12 protein-coding genes and 3 pseudogenes are annotated in these 17,758 nt (G+C 62.0%); 14 read left to right on the forward strand and 1 reads right to left on the reverse strand.

The annotated features are described in order from the left end of the window. Position 1 precedes the first annotated feature (1 nt). The 11 genes and pseudogenes from treZ to AACY08_RS26125 form a co-directional block, all read left to right on the forward strand. Positions 2–1,753 (forward strand): malto-oligosyltrehalose trehalohydrolase, encoded by a 1,752-nt coding sequence (treZ, locus tag AACY08_RS26075; RefSeq protein WP_339472034.1) that lies wholly within the window; start codon positions 2–4, stop codon positions 1,751–1,753. Then, positions 1,750–3,834, forward strand: a complete 2,085-nt coding sequence (malQ, locus tag AACY08_RS26080; protein WP_339472035.1) for a 4-alpha-glucanotransferase — start codon at positions 1,750–1,752, stop codon at positions 3,832–3,834. Before treZ ends, malQ begins: the two co-directional genes overlap by 4 nt. After that, on the forward strand, positions 3,831–6,581 hold the full coding sequence (locus AACY08_RS26085) for a malto-oligosyltrehalose synthase (protein ID WP_339472036.1): 2,751 nt from the start codon (positions 3,831–3,833) through the stop codon (positions 6,579–6,581). Before malQ ends, AACY08_RS26085 begins: the two co-directional genes overlap by 4 nt. 24 nt (positions 6,582–6,605) lie before the next feature. After that, a complete protein-coding gene (locus AACY08_RS26090) occupies positions 6,606–6,878 on the forward strand; it encodes a DUF2934 domain-containing protein (RefSeq protein ID WP_339472037.1) in 273 nt (90 codons plus the stop codon). Positions 6,879–6,996: 118 nt separating this feature from the next. Beyond that, positions 6,997–9,156 carry a glycogen debranching protein GlgX gene (gene glgX / locus AACY08_RS26095; protein WP_339472038.1) on the forward strand — a complete coding sequence of 720 codons (2,160 nt, stop codon included), beginning with the start codon at positions 6,997–6,999 and terminating at the stop codon, positions 9,154–9,156. Between the two features lies 1 nt (position 9,157). Next, positions 9,158–10,156, forward strand: coding sequence for an acyl-CoA dehydrogenase family protein (locus AACY08_RS26100; protein WP_339472039.1), 999 nt, complete (start codon positions 9,158–9,160; stop codon positions 10,154–10,156). Next, complete coding sequence (locus AACY08_RS26105) at positions 10,153–10,911, forward strand: PIG-L deacetylase family protein (RefSeq protein WP_339472040.1); 759 nt, start codon at positions 10,153–10,155, stop codon at positions 10,909–10,911. The genes AACY08_RS26100 and AACY08_RS26105 overlap by 4 nt, the downstream gene beginning before the upstream one ends. After that, positions 10,908–11,507, forward strand: coding sequence for an SAM-dependent methyltransferase (locus tag AACY08_RS26110; protein ID WP_339472041.1), 600 nt, complete (start codon positions 10,908–10,910; stop codon positions 11,505–11,507). Before AACY08_RS26105 ends, AACY08_RS26110 begins: the two co-directional genes overlap by 4 nt. Then, complete coding sequence (locus tag AACY08_RS26115; RefSeq protein WP_339472042.1) at positions 11,504–12,163, forward strand: glycosyltransferase; 660 nt, start codon at positions 11,504–11,506, stop codon at positions 12,161–12,163. Before AACY08_RS26110 ends, AACY08_RS26115 begins: the two co-directional genes overlap by 4 nt. 178 nt (positions 12,164–12,341) lie before the next feature. Continuing rightward, the gene (locus AACY08_RS26120; protein ID WP_339472043.1) at positions 12,342–13,103 is read left to right on the forward strand and encodes a PIG-L deacetylase family protein; all 762 of its coding nucleotides are present in this window, start codon (positions 12,342–12,344) and stop codon (positions 13,101–13,103) included. A gap of 57 nt (positions 13,104–13,160) precedes the next feature. Then, positions 13,161–13,409, forward strand: a pseudogene (locus tag AACY08_RS26125) (hypothetical protein); the annotation flags it as partial. Here the strand turns inward: AACY08_RS26125 and AACY08_RS26130 are convergent. After that, positions 13,360–13,506, reverse strand: a pseudogene (locus AACY08_RS26130) (amino acid transporter); the annotation flags it as partial. The pseudogenes AACY08_RS26125 and AACY08_RS26130 overlap by 50 nt on opposite strands. Between AACY08_RS26130 and AACY08_RS26135 the strand changes: the two are divergent. The 3 genes and pseudogenes from AACY08_RS26135 to AACY08_RS26145 all read left to right on the forward strand — a co-directional run. Then, positions 13,485–13,655, forward strand: a pseudogene (locus tag AACY08_RS26135) (winged helix-turn-helix transcriptional regulator); the annotation flags it as partial. The pseudogenes AACY08_RS26130 and AACY08_RS26135 overlap by 22 nt on opposite strands. A gap of 212 nt (positions 13,656–13,867) precedes the next feature. Continuing rightward, positions 13,868–16,030: a TonB-dependent siderophore receptor gene (locus tag AACY08_RS26140; RefSeq protein ID WP_339472044.1), complete on the forward strand. Its 2,163-nt coding sequence runs from the start codon at positions 13,868–13,870 to the stop codon at positions 16,028–16,030. A 166-nt stretch (positions 16,031–16,196) separates the two neighbouring features. After that, complete coding sequence (locus AACY08_RS26145; protein ID WP_339416039.1) at positions 16,197–17,693, forward strand: methyl-accepting chemotaxis protein; 1,497 nt, start codon at positions 16,197–16,199, stop codon at positions 17,691–17,693. The last annotated feature ends 65 nt before the right edge of the window (positions 17,694–17,758 follow it).

Raw genomic sequence — 17,758 nt, forward strand, 5'->3', positions numbered from 1 at the left:
GATGCCGTTACGGACTCTGGAAACCTGGCCCCACGGCGCAATCATGCTGGACGCGCAACACACGCGTTTTGCCTTGTGGGCGCCAGACGCGTTTTATGTCAGCGTTGAATTGGAAGATGGCAAGTCCGTCGCCATGCTGCCTCAGGCAGATGGCTGGTTCGAAACAGAAATCAAGTGCCCCGCGGGCACGCGCTACCGCTACAACATCGATGGAGAAATGGATGTACCCGACCCGGCGTCCAGGGCTCAAGCCGAGGACGTACATGGTTGGAGCCTGGTAGTCGACCCGCTCGCCTATCAGTGGCGACACAGCGATTGGCAAGGCCGCCCGTGGCACGAAGCAGTGATCTACGAACTGCATGTCGGTGCACTGGGCGGTTACGCAGAAGTCGAGAAACACCTGCCACGCCTGGCTGAGCTGGGTGTGACCGCGATTGAATTGATGCCTTTGGCGCAATTTCCCGGCGAACGCAACTGGGGCTACGACGGGGTCCTGCCCTACGCGCCCCAAGCTTCCTACGGCACCCCCGAACAGCTCAAGCACCTGATCGACAGCGCCCACGAGCATGGCCTGGCGGTAATCCTTGACGTGGTCTACAACCACTTCGGGCCCGACGGCAACTACCTGGGGCAGTACGCCAAGGGTTTCTTCCAGGAAGACGTGCACACCCCATGGGGGGCGGGTATCGACTTCGATCGCCGTGAAGTGCGCGACTTCTTCCTGGATAACGCCTTGATGTGGCTGCTTGAATACCGCTTCGATGGGCTGCGCCTGGACGCGGTGCATGCCATCGACAATCCGGAGTTTCTCAAGGAGTTGGCGCACCGGGTTCGCGAGGAAGTGGACACGGGTCGGCACGTCTGGCTGACCCTGGAAAACGAGCTGAACCAGGCCGGCCTCCTGGAGTACGAGCACGACTTCGACGCGCAATGGAACGATGACTTCCACAACGTCATGCACGTCCTGCTGACGGGCGAGACGGACGCTTATTACAGCGACTTTGCCCACGAACCTACGGCCAAATTGGCCCGTTGCCTGAGCGAAGGTTTTATCTATCAGGGCCACACCACTCGGCATGGCCATGCGCGCGGTGAACCCAGCGGGCATCTGCCACCGGGCGCATTTGTGGCGTTCTTGCAGAACCACGACCAGATCGGCAACCGCGCTCTGGGCGAACGCCTGCACCAACTCTGCTCGCCCCAGGCGTTGGAGGCCGCGACCGCCCTGCTGTTGCTGTCGCCGATGATTCCGCTGATGTTCATGGGTGACGAGGTGAATGCCAGCGCGCCATTCCTGTTCTTCACCGACCACCACGGCGAGTTGGCCGAAGCGGTACGTGAAGGTCGGCGCAATGAGTTCGCTGACTTCGCGGCGTTCAAGGATCCGGAACGACGTGAACGCATTCCCGACCCCAACAACGCGTCCACCTTTCAACAATCGGCACCGTTGTTTACCGACACCCCCCACGCCCAGCTCTACCGCCAACTGCTGGGCCTGCGCCACCGTCACATCGTGCCGCACTTGCCGGGCAGCGTGACACTGGGCGCCGAGGTGTTGGCCGAGGGCGCCGTCACTGCCCGTTGGCGCTTGGGTAACGGCAGCGTGCTGCAGATTGACCTCAACCTGAGCGCCACGGCCCTGGATCATCCGGCGACAGCCCCCGTCCTTTTTGAAACGCATGCCGAGGCGGGCACTCACTTGCCGCCGTATAGCGCACGCGTCACCTTATCCCCTGCTGGAGAGCACCCTTGAGCGAAGCGAACCTGGAAATCCTCGCCAGCCGAGCGGGCCTGGCCGTCGATTGGATCGACGCAAACGGTCGCCCGCAACGTGTGAAAGCCGACGCCCTGCGCGCCGTTCTCAAAGGCCTGGGCCACCCCGCCGATAGCGATGCCGAGATCGACGCCAGCCTGTACGAACTGGAACAGGTGCAACAAAACAAACACCTGCCACCGTTGCTGACCATCGACAGCGGCGAAGGGCTGGACCTGGCGCGCTACTTTGAACCAGACACCCTGTGCCGGGTCAGCCTTGAAGAAGGCGAAACCCTGGAACTGCGGCTTGATGCCGACGCAGTGCTGCAGGGCATCATTGCACTCGGCTACCACCACGTGCAGATCGCCGGCCAAACGTTCACCCTGGCCGTCGCACCCACCCATTGCTACAGCGTGGCCGAAGCCGTCGACACACAACCCGCCCGCGCCTGGGGCGTGAGCGCGCAATTGTATTCCTTGCGGCGCCTGGGTGATGGCGGCTTTGGCGACACCCTGGCGCTGGAGCAACTGGCCCGCTCGGCCGCCGAACGCGGCGCCGACGCCCTGGCGATCAGTCCGATGCACGCGATGTTCAGCGCCGACACCGGTCGCTACAGCCCCTACTCGCCATCGAGTCGTTTGTTCCTCAACGGTTTGTACGCTTCGCCTGGCTGCATCCTGGGTGAACGCGAAGTGCGCAACGCCATCGAGGCCATCGGCCTGACGGATGAATTGCACGATCTGGAGCAGCACACCCTGATCGACTGGCCATCGGCCGCCAAGACCAAGCAGCGACTATTGCGTGCACTGTATGAAGACTTCCGCCACGGCCACCACCCACAACACGCCGATTTCCTGAGCTTCCGCCAGGCCGGTGGCGAGGCGCTGGAAAACCACTGCCGCTTCGAAGCCGTGCAAGCTGCTCGTGCCGCGAAGGGTGAAGCGCTCGACTGGCGCCACTGGCCGCAGGATTGGCGCACGCCCCAGAGCCCGGCTCTGGCTCAGTTCGCCGAAGAAAACAGCGATGAAATCGGCTACTTCGCTTTCAGCCAATGGCTGATCGCCCGTTGCCTTGAGCGCGCGCAGCAGGCCGCCCGAGGCAGCGGCATGGGCGTCGGTTTGATCGCCGACCTGGCCGTGGGCGCCGACGGCGGCGGCAGTCAGGCCTGGAGCCGCCAGGATGAGTTGCTCGCCAACCTGACCGTCGGCGCGCCGCCCGACATCCTCAACCGTGCCGGCCAGGGCTGGGGCATATCCGCGTTCTCACCTGAAGGCCTCAAGCGCCATGGTTTTCGCGCCTTCATCGAAATGCTGCGTGCCAACTTCGCCCATGCTGGCGGTTTGCGTATTGACCATGTGATGGGCCTGCAACGCCTGTGGGTAATCCCCATGGACGCCTCGCCCACGGACGGCGCCTACCTGTATTACCCGGTGGACGACCTGTTGCGCTTGCTGGCGTTGGAATCCCAGCGCCACCAGGCGATTGTGCTCGGTGAAGACCTCGGCACGGTGCCGGATGGCCTGCGCGAAAAACTCATCGCCCGCTCAATCCTGGGCATGCGCGTGTTGCTGTTCGAGCAAAACCACGAAGGCCAGTTCAGGCCGATCCTCGACTGGCCCGACAACGCGCTGGCCACCACCAGCACCCACGACTTGCCTACGCTCAACGGCTGGTGGCACAGCCGTGATATCGACTGGAACATCCAGCTCGGCCTTATCGATGCGCCGACTGTGGAGCAATGGAGCGAGCACCGCCTGCGCGAACGCCAGGCTCTGCGCAAGGCCTTGAGCCAGGACCCGCAGAATTTCGTCGACGAAATTCGCAATGAAACCGACCATATGATCGACGCCAGCGTGCGCTACCTCGGCCACACCCGCGCGCCGCTGGTCCTGCTGCCGTTGGAGGACGCCCTGGGCGTCGAAGAACAGCCCAACCTGCCCGGCACCACCGACACCCACCCCAACTGGCGCCGCCGCCTGCCGGGTGAGGCCTCCAGCCTGCTCGACAATGCCGGGGCCGCCCGCCGCCTCGAACTGTTGGCCGTCGCGCGCAACCAAGCCTATGAGCGTGACCGATGAAAGCACTGCCCCTGCGCGCCACCCAGCGCCTGCAATTCCATAAAGACTTTACCCTCGATGATGCGGTGCCCTTGGTGCCGTATTTTGCCCAATTGGGCATCAGTCATCTGTATGCCTCACCACTGCTAAGCGCCCGCGCCGGGTCCATGCATGGCTACGACGTCGTCGACCCCACCAGCGTCAACCCGGAACTGGGCGGCGAAGCGGCCTTGCGCCGCCTGGCCGCGGCGCTGCGTGAGCACAATATGGGGCTTATCCTCGATATCGTCTCCAACCACATGGCGGTGGGCGGCGCGGATAACCCTTGGTGGTTGGACCTGCTGGAGTGGGGTCGCCTGAGCCCCTACAGCGAGTTCTTCGATATTCAGTGGCATTCGCCCGACCCGTTGCTCAAGGGCCAACTGCTGATGCCATTCCTAGGCAGCGATTATGGCGAAGCCCTGCAGACCGGCGCGCTGACCTTGCGGTTCGACGCCCCCCACGGCGCGTTCTACGTCGAGCATTACGAACACCGCTTCCCGATCTGCCCAAAGGAATACGCAGCGATCCTGGGCACCGGTGAACTGCTCAAGCCCCTGGCGGAGCGCTTCACCGCCCTCGCCTATCAGGATGACGCCTACCATGAGGCTCAGTGGCTGAAGCAGGCCTTGGCCGAGCGTGCCACCGAGGTGTTGCCAGCCATTGAACAACGGCTGGCCGAGTTCGACGGACGCCAACCCGAGGGCTTCAACCGCCTGCATCAGTTGCTCGAACAACAGGCCTACCGCCTGGCCAGTTGGCGCACCGCAGCGGACGATATCAACTGGCGGCGCTTCTTCGATGTCAACGAACTCGGCGGCCTGCGCGTAGAACGCACGGCGGTGTTCGAAGCCACCCACGGTAAAATCTTTGACCTGATCAGCGAAGGCCTGGTAGATGGCCTGCGCATCGACCATATCGACGGCCTGGCCGACCCGCGTGGTTACTGCCGCAAGCTGCGCCGCCGCGTCGATTCGCTGTCGCCAGAGCGGCATCTGCCGATCTTTGTGGAAAAAATCCTCGGTGAAGGCGAAACCCTTCGTGAAGACTGGCAAGTGGACGGCACCACCGGCTACGAATTCATGAACCAGCTCTCGCTGCTGCAACATCACCCGGACGGCTTTGAGCCGCTGGCCGACTTGTGGACTCGCCACAGCGAACGGCCGTCGGCCTTCATCGAGGAAGCCCGACTGGCACGCCAGCAAATCCTCAATGGTTCACTCGGCGGCGACTTTGAAAGCGTGGCCCGCGCGCTGCTGCAAGTGGCGCGCGACGATGTGATGACCCGCGACCTGACCCTGGGCGCGATCCGCCGCGCCTTGCAGGAACTGATCGTGCACTTCCCGGTGTACCGCACCTACATCAGTGCCCGTGGGCGCAGCGCCGCCGACGACAAGGTATTCCAGCAAGCCATGGAGGGCGCTCGCACGACCTTGGGCGAAGGCGACTGGCCGGTACTCGAGCACCTGGAGAAATGGCTGGGTGGCCAGCCGTGGCGCAATCGCCCGGTAGGCCGTGAACGCAAGATCCTCAAACATGCCTGCGTGCGCTTCCAGCAACTGACCTCGCCCGCGGCCGCCAAGGCGGTGGAAGACACTGCGTTCTATCGTTCGGCGGTATTGCTATCGCGCAATGACGTGGGCTTCAGCACCGAGCAGTTCAGCGCGCCGTTGGCCGACTTCCATGCGGTAAACGGGCAACGCTTGCAGCGCTTCCCCGACAACCTGCTGGCCACCGCCACCCACGACCACAAGCGCGGCGAAGACACGCGCGCGCGCCTGGCGGTGCTCAGCGAATGCGCGCCGTGGTACGTCGAGCAAGTAGAGCACTGGCGCAGCCTCGCCGCCCCGTTGCGTACCGATGCAAACACGCCGTCAGCCGGCGATGAATTGATCCTCTATCAGGCATTGCTGGGCAGTTGGCCGCTGGACATTGCCTCCAACTTCGAGGGTTACCAGCAGCGCCTGTGGCAGTGGCAACAAAAAGCCCTGCGCGAAGCCAAGTTGCAGAGCAGCTGGAGCGCGCCCAACGAGGCCTATGAACAAGGCGTCGAGGCATTCCTGTCGCGGCTGTTGCTCAGCGATGAAGGCCACCCATTGCGCACCGCTATCGGTAACGCCGCCCAGGCGATTGCCCCGGCCGGCGCCTTGAATGGCCTGGCGCAATCCTTGCTTCGCATCACTGTGCCGGGTGTGCCGGACCTGTACCAGGGCGATGAGTTCTGGGACTTCAGCTTGGTAGACCCGGACAACCGCCGCCCAGTGGATTTCAATGCACGGCAACACGCATTGGATACACCACCGGACATTGGCGAACTGCTGTTCAACTGGCGCGACGGGCGTATCAAACAGGCGCTGATTGCTCAGGTGCTGGCCGTGCGCAAGGCCCATCCCGAGCTGTTCCGCAGCGCCACCTACACACCGCTGGACGTGGTGGGCAAGCACGCTGAACGGGTGGTCGCGTTCTGTCGTGAACACCAGGGCAAACGCCTGCTGGTGGTGGTGCCACGCTGGCCGCATCGCTTGCTTGAAAACGGTGTGCATCCCCAGATCAATGCGCAGGTTTGGGGCGATACGCGGGTGAAATTACCGTTCGCCGCGACAACCCAAAACTGGAAGGGACTTTTTCATACAGGCGCAGTCACACCAGACAAGGAGCTGTTGGTTAGCACTGCCCTGGGGGATTTCCCGGTCAATGTCTTTATCAATCCTGATGATCAAGAAAGCTGAAAATTTTCTGCGAGGAGCATTGTGATGAGTACTGAAGACAAACGCATACGCGAGCTGGCGCATCAGATCTGGGAGTCCGAAGGCAAACCCCACGGTGAAGATGCGCGGCATTGGGAAATGGCGCGCAAGCTGGCGGAAGCCGAGGCCTTGACGCCAAGCAAGCCAAAGGCGGGGGCCAAACCCAAGGCAAGCGCGCCTAAACCGTCGCCAAAGGCCAAGCCTTCGGCACCTTCGGCCAGCAAGCCAGCACCAGCGGCCGCTAAAAAGCCGTCGGCGCCGAAGAAGCCCAAGTCTTGACCTCACACCGCTTGCCGACGCCGTCGGCAAGCGGTGATTTCTTATTCCAAATTGTCAGCTGAAATCTCGTCAGCACGGCCGCGTTCGGCCTGAAAAAAGACCCTGCAGGAGCAACACAATGAGCAAACCCGATAAAACCTCACCGACGCCGGACAGCGAACCGTCGCGGATTCGTGAAGGTTTGCCCTTCCCGCTTGGCGCGACCTGGGATGGTCTGGGCGTCAACTTTGCACTGTTCTCAGCAAATGCCACCAAGGTTGAGCTGTGCCTGTTCGATGACACCGGTGAGATTGAGGTGGAGCGTATTGAACTACCGGAATACACCGACGAAATCTTCCACGGTTACCTGCCCGACGCCCACCCTGGGCTGATTTACGGCTACCGTGTCTACGGTGCATACGACCCGGCCAACGGCCACCGCTTCAACCACAACAAATTACTGATCGACCCCTATGCCAAACAGTTGGTGGGCGAACTCAAATGGTCGGAGGCGCTGTTCGGCTATACCATCGGCCACCCCGACGACGACCTTAGCTTCGACGAACGCGACAGTGCGCCCTTCGTGCCCAAATGTAAGGTCATCGACCCGGCGCACACCTGGGGCAACGACCAGCCGGTGCGTGTGCCGTGGGACCGTACGATCATTTATGAAACCCACTTGCGCGGCATCAGCATGCGCCACCCTTCCGTGGGCGAATCCGTGCGCGGCACCTGCGCCGGTCTCATGGAAGACGATGTACTCAAGCACATCCGCCAGTTGGGCATTTCCTCCGTCGAATTGCTGCCGGTACACGCATTCGTCAACGACCAGCATCTGCTGGAAAAAGGCATGACCAATTACTGGGGCTACAACAGCATCGCGTTTTTCGCCCCGGACCCGCGCTACCTGGCCAGCGGCAAAATCGCCGAGTTCAAGGAGATGGTCGCGCACCTGCATGAACAGAAGCTCGAGGTGATCCTCGATGTGGTCTACAACCACACCGCCGAAGGCAACGAACGCGGCCCGACCCTGTCCATGCGTGGCATCGACAACGCCTCGTACTACCGCCTGATGCCGGATGACAAACGTTTCTACATCAACGATTCCGGCACCGGTAACACCTTGGACCTGAGCCACCCTTGCGTGCTGCAGATGGTCACTGACTCGCTACGTTATTGGGCGACGGAAATGCACGTCGACGGTTTCCGCTTCGACCTGGCGACCATCCTCGGGCGCTATCGCGACGGTTTCGACGAGCGCCATAGCTTCCTCGTGGCCTGCCGCCAGGACCCGGTGCTGCGCCAGCTGAAAATGATCGCCGAGCCTTGGGACTGCGGCCCTGGTGGCTACCAAGTGGGCAATTTCCCGCCGGGCTGGGTGGAATGGAATGACCGCTTCCGCGACACCGTGCGCGCGTTCTGGAAAGGTGATGACGGCCAGTTGGCGGATTTCGCTGCGCGCATGACCGCCTCGGGTGAGATGTTCAATCATCGTGGCCGCCGCCCTTACAGCTCGGTGAATTTCATCACCGCGCACGATGGTTTCACCTTGCACGACCTGGTGTCCTACAACGACAAACACAACGAAGCCAACGACGAGAACAACCAGGACGGTAGCAACAATAACCTTTCGTGGAACCACGGCGTAGAAGGCCCCACCGAAGATCCGGAGATCAACGCACTGCGCCTGCGCCAGATGCGTAACTTCTTCGCAACGCTGCTGTTGTCCCAAGGCACGCCGATGCTCGTGGCCGGTGACGAATTTGCCCGCACCCAACACGGCAACAATAATGCCTACTGCCAAGACAGCGAGATCGGCTGGGTCAACTGGGACTTGGACGACGACGGCAAGGCGCTGCTCAAATTTGTGAAACGCCTGATCAAGCTGCGCCTGACCTACCCGATCCTGCGTCGTGGACGCTTCCTGGTGGGCGATTACAACGAAGATATCGGCGTGAAGGACGTGACCTGGCTATCGCCAGATGGCACCGAGATGACCACAGAACAGTGGCAAGACAGCCACGGCCGTTGCCTGGGCATGTTGATGGATGGCCGCGCCCAGGAAACCGGGATTCGCCGTGCCGGCGCCGATGCGACCTTGCTGCTGGTGGTCAACGCCCACCACGACATGGTCAATTTCCGCCTGCCGCCAGTGCCAGAGGGTGAGTTCTGGTCCTGCATGCTCGACACCAACGAGCCTGCGGTGCGTGGTCAGGAACGTTTCGACTTTGAACATGAATACGCGGTGACCGGCCGCTCGTTGCTACTGTTTGAGCTGCAGCACGAAGACGAGGTGTGAGATGGCGTTGCATGGACTCCTTCAAGGCTATCGGGGCTATGCGGACACGCAAGCCCTGGGCGCCGCCCTGAAGGCGCTTCAGGAGGAAGGCCTGGACCAACTGCCCTTGCCGGGCAGCGGGCAGACGTTGGAACGGTTCAGCCGCTTGGCGCAGGTGGCAGGTCACGACCTACGCCTGTGCAAGCTGTTTGAAGGCCATACCGATGCCCTGGCAATCATCGCCGAGCTCAACAGCCCCTTGCCGCCCTTGGGCAGTACGTGGGGTATGTGGGCAGCCGAACCCCCCATGGCCAAGGTGCATGTGCGCAAAGAGGGCCATCGCCTGCTGGTGCAAGGGCGTAAAGCCTGGTGCTCCGGCGCGGCGGTGGTCAGCCATGGGTTGTTGACGGCCTGGGACGAAGAAGATCGCCAGCAGTTGGTGGCGGTGCACATGGACCAACCCGGCATCACCGTGACTGACCAGGGCTGGAATGCCGTGGGCATGGCGGCCACCGGCAGTGTGGAAGTCGTGTTTGATGGGGCGTGGGGGCTTGCCGTGGGCAGCCCCGGTGATTACCTCACCCGCCCCGGCTTCTGGCAGGGCGGCATCGGCATCGCAGCCTGCTGGTACGGCGCGGCGCAACGCCTGGCGCAAGTCTTGCACCAACACTGCAATAAACGCCCTGAACCGCATGCCCTCGCGCATCTCGGCGCCGTCGACAGTGCATTGAACAGTGCCGCCTGCGTGCTGCGCGCCAGTGCCGAACACCTCGACCGAGAACCGCAGACTGACGCCAGGGCGTTGGCCCAACAGACGCGTGCCTGCATCGAAGACACCGTTGAGCAAGTGATTCGCCACGTTGGCCGCGCCGTCGGTGCGGGTCCGTATTGCAAGGACCCGCACTTCGCCCAGTTGATGGCGGACCTGCCGGTGTATGTGCGCCAAAGCCATGCCGAGCGCGACTTGGCTGGTCTTGGCGAACTGGCCGCGGGCGCCCCCACAGGAAGGTGGCAGCTATGAAAGCCAATCCGATTGTTGGCCAGGGTACGCCGCTGCATCACTGGCAGGCGTCGCCGAAAATGGCCGAGTTGCTACAGATCAGCGTCGAGCAGTTGGTGCCTGAAGGCCATCGTGCAGTGATCATTGCCCCGCATCCGGATGACGAAGTGCTGGGTTGCGGCGGGCTGATGCAGGGTTTGGCGGCGCTGGGCCGGCCAATACAGTTGATTTCAGTCACCGATGGCAGCGCCAGTCATCCCGGTTCGCAACGTTGGCCGGTCGAGCGCTTGAGCGTGGTGCGCCCCCAGGAGTCAGCACAGGCCCTGCATCGTCTCGGCCTGCCTGCCCACAGCTTGAAATGGCTGCGCGCGGGCTTTAGCGACAGCAAGGTCGCGGCGCGCGAGGATGAACTCGCTGCGTTTATCCAGCGTTACCTCAAACCCAACGATGTAGTGTTCACCACTTGGCGTGAAGACGGCCATTGCGACCATGAGGCCGTTGGCCGTGCCAGCGCCAAGGCATCCGAAGCCGTGGGCGCAACCCTGTATGAGGTACCGGTGTGGACCTGGCACTGGGCAACCCCCGAAAACAGCCTGGTGCCCTGGCACCGCGCGCGCAAGATTGCGCTGAGCTGCGAAGCCGTCGCCCGCAAGCGCCATGCCATCCATGCCTTCGCCAGCCAGCTGGAAGGTGACCCGCAGGTAGGCCTCGCGCCAGTGCTCGCGCCCTATGTGGTGGAGCGCTTGTTGCAGCCCTTTGAAGTGGTGTTCGTATGAGTGTGGCCACGCCTTACTTCGACCAATTGTTCGCCGAGAACGACGATCCCTGGGCCTTTCGCCAGCGCTGGTACGAGCGACGCAAACGCGCACTGACCCTGGCGATACTCACGCGGCCGCGCTATGCCTCGGTGTTCGAGCCCGGTTGCGCGAATGGCGAGCTGAGCTTCGAGCTGGCGCCACGTTGCGACCGCCTGCTGTGTTGCGACACCGCCGCCGCCGCCGTGGCGCTGGCGGGTAGCCGGCTGTTGGGTTTCCCGCATGCGCAGGTGCAGCAAAGTCGCTTGCCGGACCATTGGCCCACCGGCCAGTTCGATCTGATCGTATTGAGCGAGCTGTGCTACTACCTCGACGCAAACGACCTGAGCGAGTTGATTGATCGCGCCCGCGCCTCGCTTACCGACGACGGCCAGGTGCTGGCCTGCCATTGGCGCCCGCCTATCGAAGGTTGCCCGCAGACTGCCGAGCAGGTGCACGCGCTGCTCGAGCAGCGCTTGGACATGCCGCGGATCGCAAGCCATCACGAACACGACTTTCTTCTTGATCTATGGAGCCGCGATGGCACCTCGGTCGCTACCCTTGAGGGCTTGCGATGATCGGTATTCTGATCCCGGTCCATAACGAAGAGGCGTTGCTGGGCGACTGCCTTGAAGCGGCGCTGATCGCGGCTTGCCACCCTGGATTGATGGGCGAAACAGTCACTATCCTGGTCGTGCTCGACAGTTGCAGCGATGGCAGTGCCGCCATTGCCCAGGCCTACCCGGTGCAGTACCTCGAAGCCCAGGCGCGCAATGTGGGGCATGTGCGCGGCGTTGGCGCGCGCCACCTGCTCAATCAGGGCGCGCGCTGGATCTCCTGCACGGACGCCGACAGCCGGGTTGCCCCGGACTGGCTGGTGGCGCAGCTGGCGCTGGGGGTGGATGCGGTGTGCGGCACTGTCACGGTGGACGCCTGGAGCGAAGATTTCGACCCCGCGGCACACATTCGTTATCTGCAAGGTTATGAGGCCCGTGACGGTCATCGGCATATCCACGGTGCCAACCTGGGCGTGAGCGCTGGCGCTTATGTGCGCGCCGGCGGTTTCGAACCGCTGGCGTGCCATGAAGATGTCCAATTGGTGCGCAACCTTGAGCGGTGCGGCGCCTCCATCGCCTGGAGCCATACGCCGCAAGTGATCACCAGTGCGCGCCTGGACGCCCGCGCACAAGGCGGGTTTGGCGATTATTTGAAGCGTTTGATGCACGCCACTTAAAAAACGGCGTTACTGAATGTAAAAGCGACCAATCCTTGTCTATGCTGAGGACGCCTTGCTGGTATTCCACGGTTGGAGTGCCATGCAGCCACTGCGGCGGAGCCTGTGGTGGATAGAAGAGAGTCGTCCCGTCAACGGGCACGACCCACGGCATCAATCGACAAGGATGTAACACCCCATGAAGCTTGCCTCTTTAAGCGACGGCCGTTGCGGTACGGCGCAAATCTGGAACAGCGCCCCGCAACTGGCGCAAATCCTTCCGATCACCGCGTCCTCACTGGTACCCGCTGGCGCGCGCGTGGTCATCATCGCCCCCCATCCCGGCGACGAAGTGCTGGCCTGTGGCGGCTTGCTGCAGTTGCTCAGCACCCTGGAACACCCGCTGCAACTGATCTCCCTCACCGACGGCAGTGCCAGCCACCCGGGGTCCAACATATGGCCGGCAAGCCGCTTGAGCGTGGTGCGCCCGCAGGAAAGTGTCGAAGCCCTACGCCGCCTGGGTATGCCGTTGCACAGCCTGAGGTGGATACGTGGCGGGTTCTGCGATACCGCCCTCGCCGCCCGGGAAGCACAGCTGAGCCAGTTCATCGCGCGTTACCTGCAACCGGGCGACGTGGTGTTCAGCACATGGCGCAATGACGGCAACGCCGACCATGACGCAGTCGGCCGTGCCAGCGCCAAGGCATGCAGCCTGGTAGGCGCGCAGTTGCATGAATTGCCGATCTGGGCCTGGCACTGGCCCGCCCGAGAAGGGGCGATCATCCCCTGGCAACGGGCGCGCAAAGTGCATCTGGACAGCTGGAGCGTGGCGCGCAAACTCCATGCCGTCCACGCCTACGCCAGCCAGCTGGCCGGCGATCCGGAAATCGGCCTGGCCCCCATGATGGCCCAGGTGCTGCTGGAGCGTATGCGCGAGCCTTACGAGATCGTGCTGTCGTAAAACCTCACCTGTCCTAGTGTGTTTGATGGGTGTGAGGGCGGGATTGCAGGCTGCTACGCCACGTTCGACCGCAACGCCAAAAGCCTGGAGAACACGCATCACGTGGCGATCACCGTGTTCAACTGGTGACGCCAACGGCGCTCCGCGCCCGGCGACTGCGCCAAGCGCTTTGCCGGCAAGTAGGCGTTCCGCCTGATCAATGACGGCGTGGGTCACAACCTGCCGCAGGAGGCGCCCGAGGCGTTTGCCAAGGCCGTCATTGATGCGGATCACCTGCGACCGAGTGTGTCCCCTTCATCCAATTAGCACCCTTGAATCGCGAAAACGGGTAAGCGATCCCCAGCCAGATAAACCAGGCCGGCATCACGTACAGCGCCAAGCGTGTATCCGGCCGCAGCGCCACAGGTCGCTCTTGATGACACTGATCTCGCCATCCTCGCCCTGCGGCAGGAAGACGCCAGTATTTACAACGCTCAACTCAGCGAGCGTTTATCCCTGAGCCTCACGACCTGCTGGCGGCGACGCAAACCCCTGGAAGAAGAAGGCGTGATTCCGGCTGGCCATTCCCAAGCGCGACTGAGCAGCCGCACCTGGGGCCCGTTTGGAGATTGATAGCTAAACGCCCCATCCGCCACATGTGAAAAATTCGTTAACTAATTATCCCTAAAGGCTTTTTCCTTCCGACTCAATCTGCGAGACTTATGCGAATAATTATCAACATCTTTATTATTCGCCACGGATGGCATTCGGGGAGGTTCAGTTCCATGCCTGTGCAACAACACGGCGGTAAAGGTTTTTCACCCAGTTTGATGGCGTTGGCTGTCTGTCTTGCGAGCGCCCAAGCGGCCTTTGCCGCGGACACTGAAACGCCGACAACCACGCTTGAGCTGGGCGCCACGCAAATCTCCGGGGAGCAGCAGCTTGGCGAAACCACCGAAGGCACGCAGTCCTACACCACTGGCGCGATGAAAACGGCGACCAAGCTGCCATTGACCATGCGTGAGACCCCGCAGGCTGTCACCGTTATCACGCGTCAACGTATGGACGACCAGGCGATGACCAGCATCAACGACGTGGTCAATGCCACTCCCGGGTTGTTCCTGAACTACTCCAGCGGGCCTGGGCGGCAGTCCTACACCTCGCGCGGGTTTGACATCGACAACCTCATGTATGACGGCATCCCCAGCGGCTATAACGGCACAACGGTGGGCGCTCAGCCGAACCTGGCGATGTTTGATCGTGTCGAGGTTGTGCGCGGTGCCACCGGCTTGGTAACTGGCGCGGGCAACCCTTCGGCCGCGATCAACCTGGTCCGTAAGCGCCCACTGGACGAGCAGAAAGTCACCCTGACCGGCGCCGCCGGCAGTTGGGATGACTACCGCGGCGAGCTCGACGCTTCCAGCCCGCTCAATGACAGTGGCACTTGGCGCGGGCGGGTGGTGACCTCATACCGCGGCGCCAACAGTTTCATCGATAAAGCCGAGGACACTCACGGCCTGTTCTATGCCGTCACCGAAGCCGACTTGAGCGAAGACACCACCCTCACCCTCGGTTTCTCAAACCAGAAGGACAAGACCAATTACTTCTGGGGCTCTTCGATGGTCGGCCAGGATGGCCATCACTTGGACCTGCCGCGCTCTTACAATCCCGGCACCGACTGGGAGAACAAGGACCAGGAGATCAACACAGTGTTCGCCGAGCTGCGTCAGCGCCTGGCCAACGACTGGAAGCTTCAGGTCAACGCCAACTACGCCGAGCAGAACGCGTTGTTTTCTGGCTCCTACCAGTCACGCTGGGTCAACAACACGCTGGCCCGCACGGTCTACCAGGCCGCCTACGACGAAAACCAGGCCGGCGTTGACGCCTTTGCCAGCGGCCCGTTTCAGGCATTTGGGCGCACCCATGAACTGGTGGTAGGCGCCAGCCGCCGCATCTACGACATGACCACCCACAATTACAGTCCGTACAACACCAACTGGCCGCTCACGGCTGCCAAGCCGGACTTTGTGCACACGACCAATGACCGCACCGTCACCACCCAGGACGGTCTCTACGTCACCACTCGCCTGAGCCTGGCCGACCCATTGAAGCTGATCCTCGGCGGACGTTTGGATTGGTATGACTACGATGCCCATGGCAGCGACACCGGCGACTACAAAGTGACCCGCAACCTCACCCGTTATGCAGGCCTGATCTACGACCTGGACGATCACCACTCGGTCTACGTCAGCTACAGCGACATCTTCACGCCACAGAGCGACAAAGATACTTCAGGCAACCCACTCAAGCCGATCGTCGGCAAGAACTATGAGGTGGGGATCAAGGGCGAATACCTGGGTGGCGCGCTGAATGCGAGCCTGGCGCTGTTTCGCGTCGACCAGGAAAACCGAGCAGTGGGCGTGACCGTGGCAAACTGCCCACAAGCCTCCTGCTCTGAAGCCTCCGGCGAGATTCGCAGCCAGGGTATCGACGTCGAACTGCAGGGCGCGTTGACCGAGAATTGGCAGGTCGGCGGTGGCTACACCTACGCGCGTACACACACCATCAAGGACGAAGCGAACCCGCAGAAGGTCAACAAGCAGTTCGACACTGATACGCCGGAGCATCTGTTCAAGCTGACCACCCGCTACAACTTCCAGGGCCCACTGGAAAAACTCCGCGTGGGTGGCAACATCTCTTGGCAGAGCCGCATGTACGACGACCTTAAGCTGGCTGATGGCAGCTACTATCGCCTTGAACAAGGCGCTTACGCCGTCACCGACCTGATGGCCGGCTACAAGGTCAACGATCACCTTGACCTGCAACTCAACGCCAACAACATCTTCGACCGACGCTACTACACAACCATTGCCAACTCGGTGAGCTACGGCGGTGACGCCTACGGCAACCCGCGCAACATGACGCTGACGGCCAAGTACAGCTTCTAATCATCGACGCATATTCGGCTACCCGACTGGGTAGCCGTCTCTAAAGTTCCTCTCGATGATGCCGATATGCGTTTGGCAAAACTCAATCCAATAAAAAACAAAAACACCCCACTTGCTCCACCCTGCCCCCGTTTTGTTCCAACCAAACCATATGGAGTCAGTGTGAATGCACACCCGCGCGCGTTTTTTCGAGCACTACCGTAAAGCCGACCGCATCATGCTGGCGTTGATCTGGCTGATGTTTTTGTTCTCCCTGGGCCTGGCGTTCTGGCACGACACATTGATGCAGGCCGTGATCGTGGGCGGCGGCACCGGCGTGGTGCTCACTGCGCTTTATCGAGCCCTTGGCGGAACCCGCGTGATGCGCTGCGCATTAGGCGCGGGCCTGATGGTGATGGCTGCACTGCACATCAACCAGGCGCAGGGGGTGATCGAAGCGCACTTCGGGATCTTCGCGCTGCTGGCCGTGCTGACGTTTTATCGCGACTGGCTGCCGATCCTGATCGCAGCAGCGACAATTGCCGTGCACCACGTGGTGTTCCATGCGCTGCAACATCAAGGTTTCCCGGTGTTCGTGATGGAACACCACGGTGGCTGGACCATGGTGTTCGTTCACGCCTTCTACGTGGTGATGGAAACCGTTGCCCTGCTCTACCTGGCCGTGCACAGCCAGGCCGAAGCAGTCGAGAGCCAGGAAATGCTTGAGAAAATGCTCGCGGTCACCTCCCAGCTCACCGTTGAGGCCGACAATGCTGACAAAGGCACAGTGCACGTCTCCCTGGCCAAGCGTTTCGACCACTTCCTGCAACAGATCACCCACCTGATTGACGGCGTCGCCCGCGACTCCCACGGCCTCGGCCAACTCGGCCAGGAACTGGCAGACGCCAGCGGCACTCTGGAAAAAGGCGCGCGGCATCAGTTGGCAGAAATCATCCAGATGACCGGCTCGATGCAGCGCATGGAAGTCGCCATGGGCCACATCGCCGTACACGTCGAACACGCCGTGGATCACGCGGGCAAGGCCAGCCAACAAGTCCTGCGCGGCCAGGAAAGCGTGAGTCGCGCCCAGCAGGAAATCACCCAATTGGCCTCACGCATCAATGGCACGCACGAGACCGTGCAAGGCCTGGCCACACAAGCCGAACACATCGGCACCGTACTGGAAGTCATCAGTAGCATCGCCAACCAAACCAACCTCCTCGCCCTCAACGCCGCCATCGAAGCCGCCCGCGCCGGCGAGCAAGGTCGTGGCTTCGCCGTGGTCGCCGACGAAGTCCGCAGCCTGGCGCAGCGCACGGCGGTGTCCACCCAGGAAATCAAAACCATCATCGAAGGCCTTCAACACGGCAGTCGCCAAGCCGTAGAAGCCATGCACGACAGCCGCCAAGGCGTCGAACGTTGCGTGGAAGACAGCCAGGTGGCGGTCGATATGCTGCGCGCGGTAGGCAATGACATCGCACACATCGACGACCTGAATGGGCAGATCGTGACCACCACCCGCGAACAAACCTCGGCGAACCTGGAGATCGTCGGGCGGTTGCAGTCGGTGCAAACCATTGCGCAGAGCACAGCGGATGATGTGGAGATGTTGGCGAGGAGCAGTGAACGGTTACCGCCGATTGCGGTGAGGTTGGATGCGTTGGGGAGGCGGTTTCATCAATGAGCCGTGCGAGCGCAGATGTGCGCCCACTTGGTGACAGCGATTCGACGGCAAAGCCAAAGCCTGAA

The sequence above is a fragment of the Pseudomonas sp. EL_65y_Pfl1_R83 genome (assembly GCF_963970695.1).
In the GTDB taxonomy this organism is placed as follows: domain Bacteria; phylum Pseudomonadota; class Gammaproteobacteria; order Pseudomonadales; family Pseudomonadaceae; genus Aquipseudomonas; species Aquipseudomonas tritici.

Bases quoted from the DNA above. Each gene is read 5' to 3' on its own strand.
- treZ (WP_339472034.1), top strand. From the start codon at position 2: ATGCCGTTACGGACTCTGGAAACCTGGCCCCACGGCGCAATCATGCTG.
- AACY08_RS26085 (WP_339472036.1), top strand. From the start codon at position 3,831: ATGAAAGCACTGCCCCTGCGCGCCACCCAGCGCCTGCAATTCCATAAA.
- AACY08_RS26090 (WP_339472037.1), top strand. From the start codon at position 6,606: ATGAGTACTGAAGACAAACGCATACGCGAGCTGGCGCATCAGATCTGG.
- glgX (WP_339472038.1), top strand. From the start codon at position 6,997: ATGAGCAAACCCGATAAAACCTCACCGACGCCGGACAGCGAACCGTCG.
- AACY08_RS26100 (WP_339472039.1), top strand. From the start codon at position 9,158: ATGGCGTTGCATGGACTCCTTCAAGGCTATCGGGGCTATGCGGACACG.
- AACY08_RS26105 (WP_339472040.1), top strand. From the start codon at position 10,153: ATGAAAGCCAATCCGATTGTTGGCCAGGGTACGCCGCTGCATCACTGG.
- AACY08_RS26110 (WP_339472041.1), top strand. From the start codon at position 10,908: ATGAGTGTGGCCACGCCTTACTTCGACCAATTGTTCGCCGAGAACGAC.
- AACY08_RS26115 (WP_339472042.1), top strand. From the start codon at position 11,504: ATGATCGGTATTCTGATCCCGGTCCATAACGAAGAGGCGTTGCTGGGC.
- AACY08_RS26120 (WP_339472043.1), top strand. From the start codon at position 12,342: ATGAAGCTTGCCTCTTTAAGCGACGGCCGTTGCGGTACGGCGCAAATC.
- AACY08_RS26140 (WP_339472044.1), top strand. From the start codon at position 13,868: ATGCCTGTGCAACAACACGGCGGTAAAGGTTTTTCACCCAGTTTGATG.
- AACY08_RS26145 (WP_339416039.1), top strand. From the start codon at position 16,197: ATGCACACCCGCGCGCGTTTTTTCGAGCACTACCGTAAAGCCGACCGC.